The organism is Methanobacterium sp., from assembly GCF_016217785.1.
Classification (GTDB): domain Archaea; phylum Methanobacteriota; class Methanobacteria; order Methanobacteriales; family Methanobacteriaceae; genus Methanobacterium.
The window spans coordinates 14,548-34,978 of record NZ_JACRGA010000010.1 but is presented as its reverse complement, the minus strand read 5'-3'; the positions used below and the strand labels follow the sequence as shown (position 1 = coordinate 34,978).

The window sequence follows — 20,431 nt, the reverse complement described above, 5'->3', positions numbered from 1 at the left end:
CGAATAAAGTTAAAAAGACCGAATAAATTAAAAAGACCGAATAAAGTTAAAAAGACTGAATAAAATTAAATTTTAAACAGAAAAACTGAGTAAATTAAATTGTTAACAGGGAGACTAACTAAAAAGGAAGATTGATAAAGTGATTAAAGTGGCTGTAACCGGCGCAGGTGGGAGAATAAGTTCCAAAATAATTAAAACCATACTCAAACAGGAAGATATGGAAGTTGTGGCAGTTATAGGGGCACCAAATACTCCACTTGAAGGAAAAGATGCGGGTGAAGTAATGGGCGTAGGAAAGATCGGTATCCCTGTAAATGGTGCACAAGGGCTTGCAGATGTCTTAAATGAAAAGAAACCTGATGTTCTTGTTGATTTTACCATAGCAAGTGCCACGGTGAGTACAATAAGAACTGCGGCAGAATGTGGTGTTAATGTAGTTGTAGGCACAACAGGACTTTCAGATGAACCGATGATAACTGAATCCATTGAAGAGAATAATATAAAAGCAGTTATCTCTCCAAACATGGCAGTAGGTGTTAATGTGTTTTTTAAAATCATCAAAGACCTTGCAAAGATTCTCCCAGATTATGATATTGAAATAATAGAAGCTCATCACAAACATAAAGTGGATGCACCTTCTGGCACAGCCTGTAAAGCTTATGAAATTATTGCTGATGAACTAGGGAGAGTAAAAGATGAATTCTGTGTCTGTGGTAGACATGGAATGGTGAGTGCACGAAGTCCTGGGGAAATAGGAGTACATGCAGTTCGTGGTGGGGATATTGTTGGAGATCATACCGTACTTTTTGCTGGTGAGGGTGAAAGATTGGAAATTATCCACAGAGCAGGAAGCAGGCAGGCATTTGTAACTGGAGCGATTAAAGCAATACGATATATTGATTTTGAAGCTCCTGAGGGAAAAATCAGTACCATGGCTGATGTTCTTGGTATAAAATAAAATAAAAAAAATAATAAAATAGTGCCTTATTTTTGCAAAAGGACCTACTTATTTTGCAAATGATACCTACTTATTTTGCAGATGAGACCTATTTATTTACAAATGAGCCTATTTATTATACAAATGAAACCTACTTATCCGTTAATTTCTCGGCATAGGCCCGTGGTCCGTAAAGCATGTACCCGATGCCCACAAAGATCAGAACATACTCACCGATGGTAACAGCAGGTGGAGGGGAGACCGTGAAGAAGAACAGTGCCTGGTCAGCGGGTGCGGTGAGAAAAAGGAGCGTCGCATCAATTACCGCCAAGACACCGGCGAGCCTCGGTCTTCGTAGCCACAGCGCAACCAGCCCGGCAAGTGGAATCAGCAAACCCACTGTTATGAAAAACCCAGCGAAAGCCAGGGTCCTTATTTCATTCATACGAGTCTCGACTCCCAACGGAGTCAACAGAAAGCCTAAAATGAATCCAAAACCAAACAAAACTGCCAATATGCGCTCTGCACTGGTGGAAAGACGTTTAGGCCGAGCTTTTGTTGATTGAGAGTTGTTTTTTTCCATAAATATACCCCCCTAATATTTCATTTTTTTTATGTTCTGATTATTTTCATTTTTATATTTTATATGGCTAGAAATAATAAATTTACTGTTTTCTCAAAAGATTTTGGCCTGAGAAAAAAGGTTTAAATTCTCTGAGTAGGCAGCTACAAAATAAAAAAGAGCTTATTTTTGCATAAGAACCACAATGGATATGACAGTTTTAAAAGGATTGATTGTGTTGAATTAGTGCTATTCTAGCCCCATTGGGATCTTCTATGAATGCCAGAGTCCCCACGGTTATAGGTATAGGTTCCATTATGATTTTAGCACCTTTTGCTTTAAGATCTTTAATGGTGCCATCAATGTGCGTGTTGAAGCATGGAATAATAAAGGCAGTACTCAGGATATGTTAGGAAAATACAAGGAATCTATTGAATGCTATGATAAAGTTTTAGAAATAAATCCAAATAACAAAACTGCCCAAAATAATAAAATGTTATCATATCAAAATTTAGAATTGAAGAATAAATATTAAATTATCCAGTTTTCTTCATAAAACCTTTTTATTTTTTCTAAAGTTTCTAAATTAATCATTCGGCGGTACTCATTAGGATCGTTTAAATTTAAAAGTTCATCAGTTTCCATATCTCCAATTATATTGAAATTATTTTTCAAATAATTCGAAAATACAGTTAAATCATTATGATCTTCAAAAATAATGAACGGGAATCCTGAAGTTCTAGTATCAAAATTAAAACTATTTTTTAATAATATACTTGCAAATAATCCATCAAATTCTTCTAAATTGTAACAATAAAATCCATGAGTGTCTTTGTCTTTAAATATGTACATAAAAGAAGGTGATGGAAATAATACTCGGCACCCATCACAATAAGCATATTCACATTCAAATATTACTGTTGAATTATGTTTAAAGAAAACTTTTCCATAAAACCCCGAATTATCTAAATAAAAAGCACAAAAAGGTTCCATACCTCTCTCTTCAGGTTTTGAAATTTCGATTGTGAATTCTGGATGTATTTTATGATATGCTGATCTCCGCTCGTCAAATTCACATTCCCAATTCTTATAATCTCCTAATAATTCTTTAAATCTATCTTCAATTTTTAAATTTAATCCAAATTGTTCTTTCCACATCATTTTTATATGATTATAATCTGCCGATTTATCAATACTAGTATTTTTATCGCCTATTCTAGTGTATATATAATTTGCTCTAACAATTTTCTCTTTTTTGCTTTTATTATAATCTTTAGTTAAAAAATATGGTTTAAATCTCTTATTTTCAATTATGATAACATCTATTTCTTTTTCATCAATTTTTAATGTTTGAACTTCAATTTCAGGACGGTTTTCCGCTGCAAAATGAACATTACTTAAAAAATCTACTAATTTCACTTGATTTTTCCTATTTTTTTGTTCTGAGGTTAATCCTTTTATTTCACAGCCCTTAGCAGGATCAGTAACTCCCAAAATTAAATATCTATCCCCTTCATGGTTACAATTAGCTAAACATATAAGATCATGCAATAATGATGCATTATCTTCGTGAGGTTCTTCTTTAAAATCCCAATATGTACCTTCACGTTTACTATCAATTAAATCTAGTATTATATCTTCTAAGTTATCCAAAAAAACACCCATTATATTTAATATCCTCAATTATAGATAAATTTACTGATTTAAAGATTTTGCCCGAGAAGAAGCGTTAAATTGTCTGAGTAGGTGATTATAAATAAAAAGAGCTTATTTTTGCGACGAGAACAGGAGGATAAGTAGTATTTAAAAAAAATAGGATTAATTGTGTTGGATTAGCGCTATTCTGGCCCCACTGGGGTCTTCTATGAATGCTAGTAATCCTACTGTTATGGGAACCGGTTCCATTATGATTTTAGCACCCTTAGCTTTAAGATCTGTAACTGTACCATGAACATCCTCAACATCCATTCCTATTGAAAATAGTCCAGGTTCATCTTCCGGGTTTTTAATGAGTTCTATCATAGCCTCCCCCTCACCCTTCAGCAGGGTGATTTCTCCGGCAGGCCCCAGATGGTACTGACTATCTATTTCAAACCCCAAAACATCGGTGTAAAACTTAATAGACTCATCCATATCCTTAACAATGATAGTAGTGTATTTAACTTTCATCTTCAAATCACCACTTTAATATCTGTTAACAAGGTTACTAATTTTTTTATTTTCATTTCTTATTCAAGACAATCCTGTATCAAACTTGGAAATACAATTGATTTGTCAAAACGAAGTGAAAACGATTATTTTTTCGAATATTCTATGTATTTACCTGCTCCATCAATTCTAGAGTTCTTAACATATACTGAAAGGTTTTAGGAATATTTTTAATCGCAATTCCTAAAATTACCATTAATCCATATCCAAAAATATAATGAATATTTCTAACAACATTTAATCACATTTCTTTCTTGAATTAATTGAACCTTATTTGGATCAATTTTAAATTTGAACCTAAAATGGATCATCCATCGTTTTTAGATAACTCATTTTCTAAAACCATTTTCTCCATACTATCATTGATAATTACCCATTTCTAAACTTTATAAATAGTTCTGGCAGATAATAAAGACTGCTCCCATTTTATATTTAATTTTAACGGTTTAAAGTTATTTTAAAAGTTAATGATTGGTTTTCTAAACAAATTAGAGATTAAAGCATGGATGAATGCAATTGGGGTTAAAATGGTTCCTAACATCATATTCAGCTCATAAAATATGCTGCTTCTGGGATCAGGCCGACCCCTTAATCTGTTGAAAAAGGAACTCCAGGGAATACCATAAATATTTCCAATCATAATCATGCAAGTAGCACCCAGGATGCCTATTGCTGTGGATATCCCATAGATTTCCACAATACGTTGCCATGATTCCAGGGTAGGGTTTCCTCGCATATCGGCATAGTGTTGTACAAACATAACTGCTGGAATTTCACCAGCAGGAACATCGTCCATGATTCCAGAAAGCATTTTCTGGATTTCTTCAGTGCTCATTCCACTTTCCAGAGCCCCTTTTGTATGGGCGTAGGAACATATTGCACATCCATTTACTTCAGTCACCGCAAGCATGATCCTTTCAATAAATTTTTGGCTCATATCCTTGCTCTTTTTAGCCTGAAGCATGTACCTCATAGTTCGGATTCCTTTATAAAAAATCCAGTAAGATTCTGAAACCGAGTAAAGTTTTTTACCAAATTCAGGTTCAACTTTTTTAATGTTGTCTTTTTCCACGAGTGTCATGACCTATTTCCTTAAAATTAGCAGATGGATATATTTAATGATTATTTCCTATTTATCTTCAGTGTTTAACGAAATATGAGTAGGATTTATAGTGAAAAAATGACGGTAATTGGACGACAAAGGATAGTTACTTTTGCTGTATTGTCGTTAAATTAATTCATGTACGACTTAACTCTCCTAATTTTATATTCCTTTTAAATTATTCACTTTATACTTAAAAGTAGCTACTCCAAGACTTAACTCAGATTCTCTAGATCCTAATTCTCTATACTTTTATTAAGATACGAACTGTTCGTATTGCATTTAGTGGTAAATCATAACTGTTGGGAGGAATTTGGGTCTGATCTGGGCATTAACTTGGAATATTCATTTATTAATTAATGACCATAGTGTAGTTTACACACATCAATTAAATGGAGGTGAAGTAGAGTGAACAAAACAAAAAAAGCAGCACTTATCTGTGCCATGGTCATGATGATTAGTATTGTACCTGTATTCGCATTGAACGACACATCAAATAACACAACGGATGAGAACGGACAATACCAGTATGGTCAGGATAACGGAAATGCTGGAAGTGGTAACTGCGGAAACTGTGATGGAGAACACAAATACATGTGTGGTCAGAAAAACGGAAATGCTGGAAGTGGTAACTGCGGAAACTGCCAAGGAATGAACTGTAACAACGCATCCTAAAAAAAACTTTAGAAAGGTTGATATTAACCTTTCATTTTTTTTCTTTTTATTTGTGGGAGTGTGAGGGGAGATCTCCATGTTCGTGGTTTGAAATGCTATGATATTTTTCCCCTGAAGCGGTCACTGGATCTATGTGGATTGTGGCATTGGATAGATATTGTAAATGATGTAGGAGTTGATGTCTGACTTCTTTTGCTATTTCATGCCCTTCTTCAACTGTTAATTTTGGATCTACTGCAATATTTACTTCTGCATGTAGCCTGTGCCCTAACCATCTCACCCTAACTTCTCCAATATCTTGCACACTTTCAATATGGCTTATGGTATGTTCTATTTCATCAATTACTTCTGGATCGACTCCATCAAGTAGTCTGGTGAAGACAGATTTAACAGAATCCCATACGACCTTAAAAATTACTATTGTAATGATGAGTCCAATTATCGGATCAGCTAATGGGAAGCCTAACCATACCCCAATGGCTCCGAATAGAACTGCTAGACTGGTGAAACCATCTACTCGTGCATGATTACCATCTGCAATTAAAGCTGCACTTCCTATTTCTTTGCCTATTTTAATTCTAAACTGTGCAACAATTTCATTTCCAACAAAACCCACTATGGCTGCCAGCATAACTGCCCACAAATAATCAATGATTTGTGGATGGAAAAACCGGTTAATAGATTCATATCCTGCCAGTATGGCACTCAATAATATTATTACAACTATTAGAACTCCTGCCAGATCTTCTACTCTCCCGTAGCCATAGGAAAAGCGTTTGTTGGATGCTCTTCGTGCCAGAATGAATGCTACCCATAATGGTATGGCAGTTGCAGCATCTCCAAAATTATGTATGCTGTCAGCAAATAGTGCTACACTGCCGGTAAATAGTACAATGAATAGTTGGATTAGTGCTGTGGGTAATAATCCGATAAATGACCACTTAACAGCCCAAATACCTCGTTCAGTTGTAATGATCGATGGATCTACAGCACCATGTGTGTGTCCATGTCCTTTAGGGTCTTGTTGATTGTTTAATTCATGATTTGACATAACTTCTCCTTTAAGTAAAATCAATATATACTGATTTTATTACCGAGTATTTAAACCTTTTGCCAAATAGTATTACTATAATTGGTTTTTAACCTTAAACAGACAGAAGAATCAGTAGATATGTAGAGTATTTTTTTGGAATATATTTTTTTATGCTATTAAAGTTCAAACTATTCTCAAAAATAATAAACAACTATAAAATGACAATTAAATAGCCATCAAAGCAAGGTATATCTAATTTAAAATTGGGGCTTCGGTTGGATATGAAGTGTTTTTATCATTACTTCGTAATATAGGAGTTTAACGAATTATACATAATTACGAATATCTCAACATTCAAATAAGTTAATATCAAAAAAAATATCATAAATGTTCATTTTTAAAACATGAGGGCTATATGTAATGATCATTTTTTGCAGACTTTAATAAAAAACGGAAATCACTTTTTGAAAAATGATGGTAGCAAATAAATAAAATAGGATTTGGTGTCATGTCAAAAAAAACTTCTATTAGGGTGGGTGTTCGTGCCTCTGATGGTTCAGTGTCAGGTAAATGGAAAATATGGGCAAAAAATAATGAAATATACTTATTAGATAGGGCAGCTGGTGAGTTATTTAAAGCAAGTCTTCATCAATCAGGAAATTGGCAAATATCTTTAACTTCAGAATTTATTGCTGATAAAAAGATAGCTAATCAAAACCGCCATATAGAAAGATGGAAAGCCCCTATTGATAATATCTGTAAGGGGGTGATGTTGGCTTTTAGAATAATAATTCCTGAATCTGAATTAAGAAAACCCGCTTCAACTATATCTCATAAAAATATTAATTGGATAAATTCCCCTAAAAAAGGTGACTTGGCTGAAATTGACCTCATTTTAACTAAACCTAATGTTAAGGTAAGTAATTGGCCTGGAAAAAATTCTATGCAAACTTCTCTGTTAAAAGAAATTAAACTTCTTAATGAAGATACTTTGTGGATAGTATATCGATATCAAGCTATGGACAGACAGAACATTACTCAATTAGATAAATATAGGGAAGATTGTCTGGAAAAGATAAAAGAAGGGAATCCTGAAAAACCTAAAGCAATCTTAATTGGGGATGAAAAAGACGGATCAAGAAAATTTATTGAATTATCTTTATTATAACATCAGATAGTGGTCTGCAAACATTAATAAAACTAAATATCTTCAATTATCGTTACAGAAACACCAAAAATATGAAACTTCAATTCAATTTAACCATAATACCCAATTATCCTCCAATAAAAATTAATACAAGTATACATGAAGTAATTAAATTTTTATAAATTAATCATTGATAATTAATATTAGAGTTAATATTATAGAATGGGGGAATACAAATCAAAAATCTTCCAACACTGCAAGAACTGTTTAATCATAATGTTTTTAAAGTTCCGGACTACCAACGGGGTTATTCATGGGAAAATAGGCATCGAACAGATCTATTAGAAGATCTTGAATTAATAAAAGATAAAAACCATTATACTGGCACAATTGTTATAAAAAACAAAGGCAAAAAAGAAGGTTTAGGTAAAGTATTCCAAATTTATGATGTAGTTGACGGTCAACAACGTTTCACGTCTTTAATAATTCTTTTAAATGTGATAGCAGAAGAAATGATAAACCTTAATCACGATAATGCTTCTGAAATTGCTGACAGTATTCTTACAACATATATTAAGGAAAAAGTATTGATGGGCCTATTATTTATAAACTGGAACTTGATGAAGACAATAATTCCTATTTTCGGGAAGCTGTTATTGAAGCTAAAGATGGTGTGGAAAAAAAGATTGAATCCCATAAACGTTTAGAAGCTGCTAAAAAACAATTTAAATCTTATTTAGATATTAAAAGAAAAGAATCGGTCTCTCCTTTGAATGATGAAGATTATTTTAAATTTTTGAATAATTTATTAAATAAAATTTCCCAATCACTTGTTTTTACCTTATATGAAGTAGAAGATGACGCAGAAGTAGGAGTTATCTTTGAAGTAATGAATGATAGGGGTAAACCATTATCAGAACTAGAAAAAGTAAAGAATTACTTAATTTATTTGGCTGGACGAATTTCAAATGATCAAGATACAGAAGGTTTAGTCAAAAACATAAATGAAAGCTGGAAAATCATTTTAGAGAACTTATCTATTGCAGGCATGTCTAAAAATTCAGATGAAGACAGGTTTCTCCGTTTGCACTATATAATTAATTATTATTCAGATATGAAAACCATTGTGAAAGATGGGAAGAAAATAGGCATCAACAGTCAATTAGCAGACATTCATAAACAATTAAAAGAGTATTTCAGAACATATGAAAGAAATGAGGCTTATGGCAAGTGTTACGATGAGATGCAAGAATATATTTATTCTTTAAAAAGCATGTCAGCCAGATTGAGAGACATATTAAAACCTGACTATTATCATGCATTCCCCAATATAGAAAATGAAAAAACAAGGCAAGATCTGTCAGTTCCTTTTTCACAAATTGGAAGATTAGAAGTACAATCAAATATTTTAGTATTAGCAGTCAGTATCTACGAAACATTCATTAAACAACCAGACGAACTTTTAACTCTAATGAAATTATGTGAAATATTAGCCTTTAGGATTTATTACATATGGGGATACATGGCTTCAAAGTTACAAACAAGAATATACAAACTTTCATGTGACATATACAGAGGAAAAAAGAATTATTCCCAAATAAAATCTGAAATAAACACAATTTTAGAACAAGAAGCCCCAGAAAACGAAATTGAATTAAAATTAACAAGCAATGATGATTTTTACGAATGGAAAGGTATAAAATACTTCCTTTATGAGTATGAACTCTACAAATGTCAAAAGAAAATTGTTGATGGAAAACCTGAATTAACATGGGAACATCTTAAAAACCAAATTAAAAAGGAGAGCATTGAACACATTCTACCCCAAACGATCATAGGAAGTGGGGGTGAGGTTAAATATTGGACAAAACGATTTAATGCTGTCGAACATTCTAAAAATGTCAGAAGACTTGGTAATTTAACTTTATCAACAACTCATTTAGGAGCATCTAATAAAGGGTTTGATGAAAAAAAGGAATACTACAAAAAATCTCAATGGTTTATAGAACGTGAATTACTGAATAATGATGAATGGACTATAAACGAAATTGACCAGAGAGAAAAAGAATTAATCAATTTTGCAATTAACCGATGGTCTTTATGAGAATAAAATTAATATGATTAAGGAAAAAAGAATTTGTAAGAATCATGACATTTCCTTTTAATTTTGATAAGGAGTCGATTTGCAACATCAACCTCACCCCACTTTTAACATACAATACGCACTTATTTTTAGGCATAATTCGTTTTAATATTTATAATTTTAGATTAAATTTTATTTAACAATTATTTTGTATCTTTAAAAGTTTTAAGACAGTTTCTACCATATACTTAAAATAATATAAATAAAAAGTTATCATATATTGTTTTTTTGACTTAAAAACAACTCATTACACAATTAAAGTTTAAATTTATATGCCCAATTTTCCTTATATTGTTTTTGTAGCTTGTTTTAGATCCTAAAATCCAAAAAAAGGTCACCAGGCCGAGAAAATATCAAGAGTTTAAGGAAGTAAAATTTCCATATGTATTCAATTTGCCAAATAATGAAAAATGCCAGTTTTTAATTAAATTGGAGTATATAAACTTTTTAAGTGAATTGAATGATAATTACTCACAAAGACGGAATAATTGCAAAATGATAGTTATTTTTTTTAACAATGGTTAAATCATGAAAATGTAATAAGCGCATAAGGCGGGAGTTATCTTGAAAAATCCATTAATTATTATTGAAAAAAGAAATAAATCATTTATCGAGAATATATGAATTACGGCCTGGTAAATCAATGAAAAGAATACTCCATTTCTTTCATTGTTAAAATAGTTTACATAAAGAGCATGATTTGTTTATAAAATCCTTGTAAAAAGTTTTTTAAATACTGCAAATAGTATCCGAATAGATATCATTAAACCATTTTCATATATTTGAATGCAGTAATCTTTTTTTCTTTCTTTTTATTGATTAATTCTTTAACCATTTCTGTTTCAAATCCCATATGTTCTAATAAATACAATTCAAACACTATTTTAAGAATTACTAAAATATTAAAAAGTTGTTTATAATCTATATCCCTATCCTTCTCTGGATGAACAAGAGAATTGCGGTTATTTAATATTTTATATATAAAACTATCGATTCTCCGTTTATCTTTAAAAATTTCCGTATAAGGCAACATAATTTCATACAATCTTGTTCTTAAATTAGGTTCATTACTATGAGTCAGTTTATGTGATATCCATGTTTTATAATCTTCAGGAGCTCCATCAATTATAGTATCAACTCTTTTTTTATGTAAATATTCGTTTATTTCAATGTTACTTGTAATAGATCGATGATAAGCTTCAAGAGTTGTTATAACGTTAAGAAATTGATTTTCAATAAACATTTCATCTCCCTTAAAAATGGTACCAAAATAAGTATTGTATATTATTTTAAATAGCGATGAATTCACGAGCCAATTACGTAAGAGAGAGTTAACGTTGGATTTAATTTGAGGATATGAAAAAAGCATGTCTTCTGCAGATAAGCTCTCTGAAAGTTCAGGAAATTTTGTACCGGTAATATAAATACCAATATCAGCATATCTTACTGGTTCATCAACTATTCGTCCAAGGATTCTTTTTTTACGAACTTTATCTTTTTTAATCTTTCCTTCAATTTTTAGCGAATATGAGGAGTCCATAATAGCCAAAGTAAAAAAATTCTTTAAAAAATTAATAGTTTCTTCATATTCTGCCCATGAATTTCCCGATTTCAAAGATTCTATCATTATATAAGCTGTTTGTTTAATCGTGAACTCTCTAAATGAAAAAAAAGGTGAAACTTTTTCAAAATCAACGTAAATTTTAAAATTGCCTTTTATTGTAAGTGGAATAGGTTCAGGCTTATCAAAAACATCCTTATCTGGCCCAAGTCGCACAGGTTTGTTCACCCATTCATCTAAAAAAGAATACTGGACTGAAACCAGCTTAAATTGAATTTTGTCTCTTTCCTCAAAATGATGGCCTACAAATACGTATCTAGATTTTAGTGATAAAAGGTAAACGTTGTCTCTTCCAGCCCAACTATGGTGGCCAGTACTATGAACAACATAATTTTGGTATACTGTTACTTTTTTCCCGTCTGATAAAACCCCCAATATTATATCATAATAAGTTGACGTGTCGAATACAGATTTAAAGATATCTACTCTATCAGAAAAATCAGATAATGTTAAAATAGCTCCTTCACCCGGGACATATTTTAAATTTCCTAAAAATACTTCATCAACATTATCTGGCCTCCACCAATACCCACAACATTCCCATGATTCCATGAAAAACCCCCTATGATTATAATAATTGTTAATAAAAAAGATTGAAGTTACAATAAATCACTACAAAATTACCTTCAATTAGGTATTCAATTGAAAAATTTTTGATATCCAAAAACTATTTTCCAAGATCCCCCATCTTCACCCCGAATCATTATTTTCCCATTTTTTTCTTCAAAGCAAAGTCTAAAAGTAGTTTTATCGGATAGGATACCATCAGTAGTTTGGATTTCTAATTCCAAATTCACTTCAGATATAGCTGCAGCTTCATCAATAACATCTAAAATTTTATAATTAATCAATTTTTGGCCATCAAAGGCTTTTCTGAACTCACCTGCTAGTTTTCCATGGGTTTTACCATCCAAATAAATAAATGGGACTTTATTAACCATCAATCCAAAATTTTCTCTCATCCAATAATCCAAAAACTCAACAGTGGCTCTTTCAGGACTATCTTTATCATAATCTTCAGGTTTGCCCGATTCCGGAAAATCAGCATTAACAACTAATTTTCGAGGTTCCCATCTAATCAAAGATTCCTTAAGCCGTTTAGTTTCAGCATATTGATTCATAATATTTTTCAAGGTTACTTTAGGTTTTTCTTCATGTTTTTTTCTTCTACTCAAAATCATATCATTAACCGAAAAAAGAGCTGCCCAACATTTTGCAGCTAATTTTCTGTTTGCATATCCTAAATCTCGCCCATGTAATATGCCATTTCGATAAGGAATATCAATTTCTTCTGCTGTTGTTTTTCTACGGGTTTTAAATAGAGTTTCTTTAAGCATTGCGAGGCCTGAACTATGACCTGCAATACTATCCCAAGCTTCAAGGTCTGTCCCATCAGCGAAAAATCCTTTTTGTTCAATATCCGCAACAACTCCATCCATCATCATAAGTACAACTGGGATGCATGCATGATACCTTCCTTCAAGATAATCCATTTTTGCATTTAAAATAAGATCCATACGTATCCTAAATTCTGGAACGCCGTTCAGTTTTATTAGTTGTAGTTTAAGATTATCTTCATCATAATACTCAACCAATAACTCTTCTGCTTTGTCTAAATCACCTTTTTCTGCCAAGTCAACAGCATTTTTCATTACTTCAACACTCATTGAATCATGTGCTACCCATCCAAGTTTAACAAAATGTTCATTAAACTGATCTGGAGTCTCAAACAATGATTCATATTCCGAAAAATCGGGTAATGCCGAAAATGCTTCTGAAATTTCAGGAGTTGTTAATCCAAACATAGATGTAAAATCATGTATGGCTTTTAAGGTTTTTATCCCATTCATCTGTTTACGCATTTCCACAAAAGAAGGATTATCTTTGATTTTTTTATTTGACATGAATATTGCCTCCCAGTATGAATAGTAATTTAATATACTTAAATATTTTATTATGGTAATATTATTAAAAAAGGAAAATTAGTGATTAAATGTGGTTTTAATAGTTGTTAACTCAATTTAATTATTTAAACATTAGATAAAGTCTCAAATGCATTTTTTAACTGTTGACATAGACATGTAAGAGAATCTTAAAAATAATATAAATAAAAATTTATTATCTGTTACTCTTTGTTTCAAATACTATTCCTTAAACAATATAAGGTAAATTTATATACTATGTTTTCCTTATATTGTTTTTTAGCTTGTTTTAGATCCTAAAATCCAAAAATAAGTTCACCGGGCGGAGAAAATACTATCCTATAACGAAGTGGTTCTTCACACAAGGTATAAATAAAAAATATTAGTTAATTGTAGAAATTATTGATTCAACAGTACATTTCTTCCAAGTATTGTTCAATGCAAATGGAATAATATTTATTTTCCTGGAAAAAATAATCTTGAAATGTTGTTTCATTGCGGGTCATATTGACACTCACATTAATGAAACTAATTCACCCAAAATGAATAATTAATTTTCGAAATTATACTATCCAGTTAATATGTAAAAATGATCGTAGATCAATCCCTAATTTAATAAAATTGTTTTAATTCTGATTCTAAAATAAAAGGATTATAAAGAGTATTAAGTAAGTTAGTACTTTATCTATAAGTATTTTCTGGATAAACCCCCAGATTACCCGAATATAATAAATAGGGGACCCTATAATTATTAAAGATGAATAGGTGATAACATGCTTGATATGTTTAATGCTAAATCAGTTGCAGTAATAGGTGCATCAGAAACTAAGGGTAAAATTGGTTATGACTTAATGATATCTCTTTTAAATTATTATAAAGGAAAAATTATCCCAATTAATCCTAAAGGCGGCGAAGTACTCGGAATTCCCGCTTACAAATCCATTAAAGAACACGGTCCAGTGGACCTGGCAGTAATTGTCATACCCTCCCACCTGATACCCTCAACAGTTGAAGAATGTGGAGAAACTGGAATAAAGAACATCGTTGTGATTTCAGCAGGATTTAAAGAGGTTGACACAGAAGGAGCCATGCTGGAAAACCAGCTGGTGGAAATATGCAAGGAATACCAGATTAAACTGGTGGGACCCAACTGTCTGGGCATAATGGACACATACAATGACATGAACGCGTCATTCTCATCAGACATCGCCCATATAGGTAAAATATCCTTCATGACCCAGTCCGGAGCTATCATGGCTGCTATCCTGGATTATGCTGATAAAAAGAATATAGGATTTTCCAGGATCGTTAGCCTGGGAAACAAGGCAGTGATCAATGAAAATGATTGTATGAAGGATTTCATGGATGATGAGAACACCGAAGTGATAACCGCCTACCTGGAAGGTATTGTTGATGGTCCCGGTTTCATAGAGGCCTGCAGAGCTGCCTCCCGAAAAAAACCAGTTCTGGTTATTAAATCTGGAACAACTTCCAAGGGATCAGAAGCAGTTTCCTCCCACACCGGTACCATTGCCGGATCTGACTCGGCCTATGAAGCAGCCTTCTCCCAGTGCGGGATCATACGGGTGAATTCCCTGGATGAAATGATGGACTACAGCAGTGCCCTGGCACTATCCCCCCTCCCTAAAGGGAACAAAATAGCCATAATCACCAATGCCGGTGGTCCGGCTATTATGACCACTGACGCTGCAATAAAGGCCGGACTTGAACTAGCTGAACTCACCACGGAAACTAAAGAAAAATTGAATGACGGACTACCCGCCACTGCCAGTGTTAAAAATCCTGTGGATGTGCTGGGTGATGCCAGCCCAGAAAGATACGCCTTCACCCTGGACACTGTCCTGGCAGATCCCAATGTGGATGGGGTGATCTACCTGGTAACACCCCAATCAGTCACTGACCCTGAGGGAATTGCCCAGGTTGCCATTGAACACACGAGTAAAACTGAAAAACCTATTTTATGCAGTTTCTTTGGAGGGACACGTTTTGAAGGGGCTGAAAAACTCCTGGCAGCTAAACAGGTACCCAACTACTTGTATCCCAAAAGGGCGGTTAAGAGTATGAAAACCCTTTATGATTACACCATCATCCGGGAACAGGAATATCCTAAATCTCCGGAATTTGATGTGGATAAAAATCTGGTGAAAAACATTATTGAAGATGCAAGGGAAAAAGGCAAGCACACCCTGGGTCTGGAGTCACTGGATATCTTAAAAGCATATGGGATACCCACAGTGGGGACTGCCATCACCAAAACATCTGAAGAGACAGTTAAAGCTGCTGAAGAAATAGGATATCCCCTGGTTATGAAGATAGTCTCCCCACAGATTTCACACAAATCAGATGTGGGTGGGATTAAACTTAACCTGAAGAATGCCCAGGAAGTTAAAGCCACATACTGTGACATGATGGAAAACATACCCCTGAAAGAGCCAGAAGCAGATCTGGAGGGGGTTCAGTTACAGAAGATGTTATCCGGTGGTACTGAAGTGATCATTGGTATGGTGCAGGACCCCACCTTTGGTTCCATGCTCATGTTTGGGCTGGGTGGTATATACGTGGAAGTCCTGGAAGATGTTAAATTTGCCATCGCCCCTGTAAATGAAGCAGAAGCAAAGGATATGATAAAGAATATCAAAACTCATGAACTCCTGGAAGGGGCTCGAGGAGCAAATGCCAGGGATGTTGAATCCATAGCAGATATAATCCTGAGAATCTCACAACTGGTAACTGACTTCCCAGAGATCAACGAGTTTGAAATCAACCCATTAATGGTATTTGATGAAGGAGAAGGGGCATTGGCAGTTGATATGAGATTGATGTTGAAAGAAGGAGAATCCAACGACCTGTTACAGAGCTCCCCCCATTCAACAAGGCTGAAATCAACCCCCTAAATACCTATTACTAACCCGAAATTAACATTTAATACCAGGGATTAACATTTAATGGATATTAATCCCTTTTTTTAAAAAAATAGGATCCTTCTAATATTTTTTTGGATAATTTTATTATAATACTTGTTTTTTTATTAATATCACCCAAAACCTCTGATTAACTTATTTTCAGTTTAATAAGGCTGTTTTTCCACGTTATCCATGTTATAAAATTATATTAAATATAATTACCATATTAAAATCAGGGAATGATAAGTAAGGAGAGAATTTAAAATGAAGGCTCAAGCAAGTACCTATGTACTGGTCCATGGAGGTAACATGTCCACTGAAACATGGAACAAACTTGCTAAAAGCAATATTCATACTCCTGACGGCAAGATGGGCGGTCGGATATGGGATCCCATTATCCCCTCCCTCCAGACATATAACAATCAGGTTTTTGCACCCACACTAAAGGATGAACACCAGAGCAATCTAACTGAGCATATTGAAGAGATTTCAACCATTATAACTGGAAATCATCTGGAGAATGTGGTACTGGTGGGGCACAGTTACGGGGGGATGGTTATCACTGGTGTTGCCACCATGATGCCGGATAAGATCAGCAGTCTGGTCTACGTTGATGCTGCATTACCTGATCCGGGACAATCACTCTTTGATCTGATTGCTCTTGGTGGTCGTGACCCCCTGTCCTTTGCTGGGCTGGAGCCAGCACCTCCCTATGTGGAAAAACTGGAATTCAACCCACAGGTACTAAACCGCTTACCTAAAATTTATATTCTCTGCACAGAAAGCGAGTTTGTAACTGTAACCCATGTAGCCCGGGAAAAAATTGCATCCCACCCCCAGGAATGGACTTATCTGGAGTTACCCACATCCCACGTACCCATGGCTTCCATGCCAGAACAAATTTCCCAGTTAATCCTGGAAAACACGGCAAATAGGTGAAACTATCTTAAAGTGTTAAAATGAATAAAAAACCATTGATATCCTTTAAAAATGCAGTTTTTTTATCAGTTATTATCGTAATTAGTTTTGTAGTTATTTCACTGCTCCTGCAGGACGAACCAACTCTCAGAATGATTTTCGGTGATCTGGCAAGCCCCATAATTGGATTACTGGTGAGTATTACTTTGTTCTATGCATCCTATTGCTCCCAAAAAGAGGGCCGGCATGTGCAAATTGCCTGGATGCTCATGGCAGTTGCAGTTTTATGCTATGCTCTGGGAGATATAACCTGGGGCGTTTTAGAGTTGGGGTATAATCATAATCCATTCCCATCGGTAGCCGATATTTTTTACCTGTTATTTTATCCTCTTTTTGCCCTGGGTATCTTTTTCCTGCCTAGAGATAACTTCAGCCACTTGGAAGAACTTAAAATCATTCTGGAAATGGGAATCGTGATATTGACAGTGGGCCTTATTTTCTGGATTTTCTTAATAGAACCTAATCTTTCCAATCCAGAAGGGTTTTTAGGTAGTTTAATAGCCATAACCTATATTATTGGTGATTTTGTCCTGTTTTTCGCCCTTATAAGACTCATATATGGTCGGTTTAAAGAAGAATACTACGATCCACTGATACTTCTTGGTTTGGGAGTGATCTGTCAAATTGTAAGTGATTGTATTTACTCCTACCAGACATTACAGGGAACCTACATTTCAGGGGGTTTACTGGACACCGGATGGATCCTGGGTTTGTTATTGGTGGGTTTAGCAGCCATTTTACAGGCCAGTGATAAAAAATATAACCTTTATAAATATATTGAATATTTACCCTACGCCACCAGATCAAGCCTCGATTCTTATTTACCCCTTATATGGGCCATGATTGCATTCATATTACTCGTATGGGCCAATAAAATCCAATCTCAACCAAATATAGGGTTAATGGAATTAGTGGTGGGAACAATCATTTTGATGGTGCTCCTTCGCCAGTTACTTACTGAAAAATCGTTATTTTTAAGTGAAAAAAGTTACAGGGAACTGGTGGATAATTCCATGGTTGGTATATATAAAACCAATCTAGCCGGGGATATACTTTTTGCCAATCAATCTGCAACTAAAATTTTGAAATTCGAAAGTGTGGAGGATCTCAAGGCAAACAAAATCACGGATTTATATAAAAATCCTGAAAAAAGGCAGGAATTCATTGGCAAACTTAAAACTGATGGTAAATTAGACCAATATGAATTAGAAATGGTTTCCCATATTGGTAACACAATTAACATGTTAATAAGTGCTAATCTAACAGATAAGATCATATCTGGTATGTTAATGGATATCACCCAGCGTAAATATGCGGAAAAAGCACTGCAGGATAATGAAGAGAAATACCGCACTCTTTTTGAATCCAATCCAAACTACACCATACTTGTGGATTTAAATGGTGTTATTCTGGATGTTAACAGTGCTGCCGCCGAATTTACCGGCGTATCCCCTGGAAAATTAATTGGTCGAAACTTCTCTGAACTGGGAATATTCCCCTCAGAAGACAGCACCTTTCAGCGGGAAAAATTTTCACATGCTTTAAAGGGAGAGACTGTGAAACCATTCCAGTACAAATTGATTAACAGAAAGGATGAGTACAGCTGGGTTGAATCACAATTAGTCCCCATAAAAAAAGATGGTGAAATTAATTCTGTCCTGGTGATTGCCACCGATACAACTGAAAGGAAGAACGCCATTGATAACTTAAAATCATCAATAAATGAGAAGAAGATCCTGATTAAGGAGATACACCACCGGGTGAAAAATAACATGCAGATCATATCCAGTTTACTCAGTCTACAAAGCCAGCATTTGAAAGATGATGAAGAAGTTGCTCTAGATGTTTTAAAGGAGAGTCAGAACCGGGTTAAGTCCATGGCCATGATCCATGAAAAACTATACCAATCCAAGGACTTCACCCATATTAAATTCGAAGAGTACGTCCAGAGACTTGTTTCCGATTTATTCTACTCATACAGCACCATACAGAATGTTAACTTTAAGGTAGAGGTGGATGATGTTGACCTGAATATGGAGACTGCGGTTCCCTGTGGGCTGATAATAAGTGAACTGTTTTCCAACAGCCTAAAATACGCATTCCCCCATGGTAGGGAAGGAGAAGTGTATGTATCCATTAAAAAAGACCATGGAGAATATAGGATGGTAATAAGTGATAATGGAATTGGTATTCCCATGGATTTCGATTTCAAACACCCAGTATCACTTGGCCTGCAACTGGTAAATAGTTTAACAGAACAACTGGATGGTGAGATCAAGCTCGATAGAAGCCATGGAACTAAATTTATAATCACATTTAAAGAATTATCCTATAAAAAAAGGATCTAAGTGATTTAGGGGCTCCACTCAATAAATACCTACTCAACTAAGTATATGGTTAGGAAATGGTAGAAATAAAGTATAGACTCTATAGAAGTATACCCCATAAAAGTATAGACCTCAATAAGGTACTGAAATTATGAATTGAATGAGTGGGGTCTGAAAAAGTTGAAATTGTTGATTGGAAACCTGATAAAAAGTTGAAATACTTAGACTTGATGTAAATAAAAAAAAAGGGGTGATTAGTTATGGATGTGGGTATGTTAACTGTGCATTATCTAGATGGTACAGAGGAATCCTTTGATATTTCCCATGATGATGTGGATCAAATAAAGGTTATGGAGGACCGGATGGTTATCAGTTTCAGTAAAACCAAGTCCACCCCTAGAAACAGGTGTAAAGTTATAATTACAGGTAATCTGGCAAGTTATGAGATCTCACCATGTGATTTGGAAGGATTAATCACCTCTTTCAGATAGATAATCAATTTTTAGATAATAATCACCATTCTCAGATAGAATAACAGGTTTTTGATGAAATAAGCAAATAGGTAAATCTAAAAAGTAAAATAGTATGATCTAAAAATTCTCGTGCTTCACTGCATCCTTGGGACAGTTATCCACACACATGCCGCAGAGTATACATTTATCAGTATCCACCACCAGGGGTACTGAATCATCATCCGCCTGCTGGAAGATACCCACCGGGCAGTTGGTTACACAGGTACCGCACTTGCTGCACAATTTTGGATCGATTTCGATTTTAGGCATAAATTTCCTCCTTGAAAATTAGATGATTTTTTAAATTAAAATAATTTATCACATTCGGACCCAAGATCAA

At 34.1% G+C, this 20,431-nt stretch carries 19 protein-coding genes; 10 read left to right on the top strand and 9 right to left on the bottom strand.

The features are described 5' to 3' along the window. Positions 1–139 precede the first annotated feature (139 nt). Positions 140–958, top strand: coding sequence for a 4-hydroxy-tetrahydrodipicolinate reductase (gene dapB, locus HY987_RS04675; RefSeq protein WP_292756118.1), 819 nt, complete (start codon positions 140–142; stop codon positions 956–958). A 130-nt stretch (positions 959–1,088) separates the two neighbouring features. Here the strand turns inward: dapB and HY987_RS04670 are convergent, their stop codons facing one another. Next, positions 1,089–1,520: a hypothetical protein gene (locus HY987_RS04670; protein WP_292756116.1), complete on the bottom strand. Its 432-nt coding sequence runs from the start codon at positions 1,518–1,520 to the stop codon at positions 1,089–1,091. A gap of 199 nt (positions 1,521–1,719) precedes the next feature. Continuing rightward, on the bottom strand, positions 1,720–1,851 hold the full coding sequence (locus HY987_RS12735) for a VOC family protein (protein WP_367146879.1): 132 nt from the start codon (positions 1,849–1,851) through the stop codon (positions 1,720–1,722). Positions 1,852–1,863: 12 nt separating this feature from the next. Between HY987_RS12735 and HY987_RS04665 the strand changes: the two genes are divergently transcribed. Further along, positions 1,864–2,034 carry a tetratricopeptide repeat protein gene (locus HY987_RS04665; RefSeq protein ID WP_292756114.1) on the top strand — a complete coding sequence of 57 codons (171 nt, stop codon included), beginning with the start codon at positions 1,864–1,866 and terminating at the stop codon, positions 2,032–2,034. Here the strand turns inward: HY987_RS04665 and HY987_RS04660 are convergent. The 3 genes from HY987_RS04660 to HY987_RS04650 all read right to left on the bottom strand — a co-directional run bounded on the left by HY987_RS04660 (position 2,031) and on the right by HY987_RS04650 (position 4,788). Then, the gene (locus HY987_RS04660) at positions 2,031–3,152 is read right to left on the bottom strand and encodes an ATP-binding protein (RefSeq protein WP_292756112.1); all 1,122 of its coding nucleotides are present in this window, start codon (positions 3,150–3,152) and stop codon (positions 2,031–2,033) included. The two genes, HY987_RS04665 and HY987_RS04660, sit on opposite strands and share 4 nt — an antisense overlap. 165 nt (positions 3,153–3,317) lie before the next feature. Then, positions 3,318–3,668 carry a VOC family protein gene (locus HY987_RS04655; RefSeq protein ID WP_292756110.1) on the bottom strand — a complete coding sequence of 117 codons (351 nt, stop codon included), beginning with the start codon at positions 3,666–3,668 and terminating at the stop codon, positions 3,318–3,320. Positions 3,669–4,164: 496 nt separating this feature from the next. Then, positions 4,165–4,788, bottom strand: coding sequence for a carboxymuconolactone decarboxylase family protein (locus tag HY987_RS04650; RefSeq protein ID WP_292756108.1), 624 nt, complete (start codon positions 4,786–4,788; stop codon positions 4,165–4,167). Between the two features lie 429 nt (positions 4,789–5,217). Here HY987_RS04650 and HY987_RS04645 point away from each other — a divergent pair, with 429 nt between their 5' ends. Continuing rightward, positions 5,218–5,484 (top strand): hypothetical protein, encoded by a 267-nt coding sequence (locus tag HY987_RS04645; protein WP_292756106.1) that lies wholly within the window; start codon positions 5,218–5,220, stop codon positions 5,482–5,484. Positions 5,485–5,530: 46 nt separating this feature from the next. Here the strand turns inward: HY987_RS04645 and HY987_RS04640 are convergent, their stop codons facing one another. After that, positions 5,531–6,535, bottom strand: coding sequence for a cation diffusion facilitator family transporter (locus tag HY987_RS04640; RefSeq protein WP_292756104.1), 1,005 nt, complete (start codon positions 6,533–6,535; stop codon positions 5,531–5,533). Between the two features lie 490 nt (positions 6,536–7,025). On the opposite strand from HY987_RS04640, the gene HY987_RS04635 reads away from it, so the two are divergent. The 3 genes from HY987_RS04635 to HY987_RS04630 all read left to right on the top strand — a co-directional run bounded on the left by HY987_RS04635 (position 7,026) and on the right by HY987_RS04630 (position 9,768). Then, the gene (locus HY987_RS04635; protein WP_292756102.1) at positions 7,026–7,685 is read left to right on the top strand and encodes a hypothetical protein; all 660 of its coding nucleotides are present in this window, start codon (positions 7,026–7,028) and stop codon (positions 7,683–7,685) included. A 209-nt stretch (positions 7,686–7,894) separates the two neighbouring features. Further along, entirely contained in the window at positions 7,895–8,371 is a 477-nt protein-coding gene (locus HY987_RS12730; protein ID WP_367146878.1) for a DUF262 domain-containing protein, read from the top strand. Then, a complete protein-coding gene (locus HY987_RS04630) occupies positions 8,263–9,768 on the top strand; it encodes an HNH endonuclease family protein (protein WP_367146877.1) in 1,506 nt (501 codons plus the stop codon). Before HY987_RS12730 ends, HY987_RS04630 begins: the two co-directional genes overlap by 109 nt. 802 nt (positions 9,769–10,570) lie before the next feature. On the opposite strand, the gene HY987_RS04625 is transcribed toward HY987_RS04630, so the two are convergent. Together HY987_RS04625 and HY987_RS04620 are read right to left on the bottom strand one after the other, a co-directional pair. Next, positions 10,571–11,980: a HEPN domain-containing protein gene (locus tag HY987_RS04625; protein ID WP_292756100.1), complete on the bottom strand. Its 1,410-nt coding sequence runs from the start codon at positions 11,978–11,980 to the stop codon at positions 10,571–10,573. Positions 11,981–12,066: 86 nt separating this feature from the next. After that, positions 12,067–13,332, bottom strand: coding sequence for a zinc chelation protein SecC (locus HY987_RS04620; RefSeq protein WP_292756098.1), 1,266 nt, complete (start codon positions 13,330–13,332; stop codon positions 12,067–12,069). Positions 13,333–14,123: 791 nt separating this feature from the next. Here HY987_RS04620 and HY987_RS04615 point away from each other — a divergent pair. From HY987_RS04615 to HY987_RS04600, 4 genes are all read left to right on the top strand, one after another. After that, positions 14,124–16,265 (top strand): acetate--CoA ligase family protein, encoded by a 2,142-nt coding sequence (locus tag HY987_RS04615; protein ID WP_292756096.1) that lies wholly within the window; start codon positions 14,124–14,126, stop codon positions 16,263–16,265. 273 nt (positions 16,266–16,538) lie between these two features. Further along, the gene (locus HY987_RS04610) at positions 16,539–17,213 is read left to right on the top strand and encodes an alpha/beta hydrolase (protein ID WP_292756094.1); all 675 of its coding nucleotides are present in this window, start codon (positions 16,539–16,541) and stop codon (positions 17,211–17,213) included. 20 nt (positions 17,214–17,233) lie between these two features. Further along, entirely contained in the window at positions 17,234–19,600 is a 2,367-nt protein-coding gene (locus HY987_RS04605) for a PAS domain S-box protein (protein ID WP_292756092.1), read from the top strand. 239 nt (positions 19,601–19,839) lie between these two features. Beyond that, positions 19,840–20,070 (top strand): hypothetical protein, encoded by a 231-nt coding sequence (locus HY987_RS04600; protein ID WP_292756090.1) that lies wholly within the window; start codon positions 19,840–19,842, stop codon positions 20,068–20,070. 99 nt (positions 20,071–20,169) lie between these two features. Here HY987_RS04600 and HY987_RS04595 read toward each other — a convergent pair whose 3' ends face one another. Further along, positions 20,170–20,361 carry a ferredoxin family protein gene (locus HY987_RS04595; protein ID WP_292756088.1) on the bottom strand — a complete coding sequence of 64 codons (192 nt, stop codon included), beginning with the start codon at positions 20,359–20,361 and terminating at the stop codon, positions 20,170–20,172. Positions 20,362–20,431 lie beyond the last annotated feature (70 nt).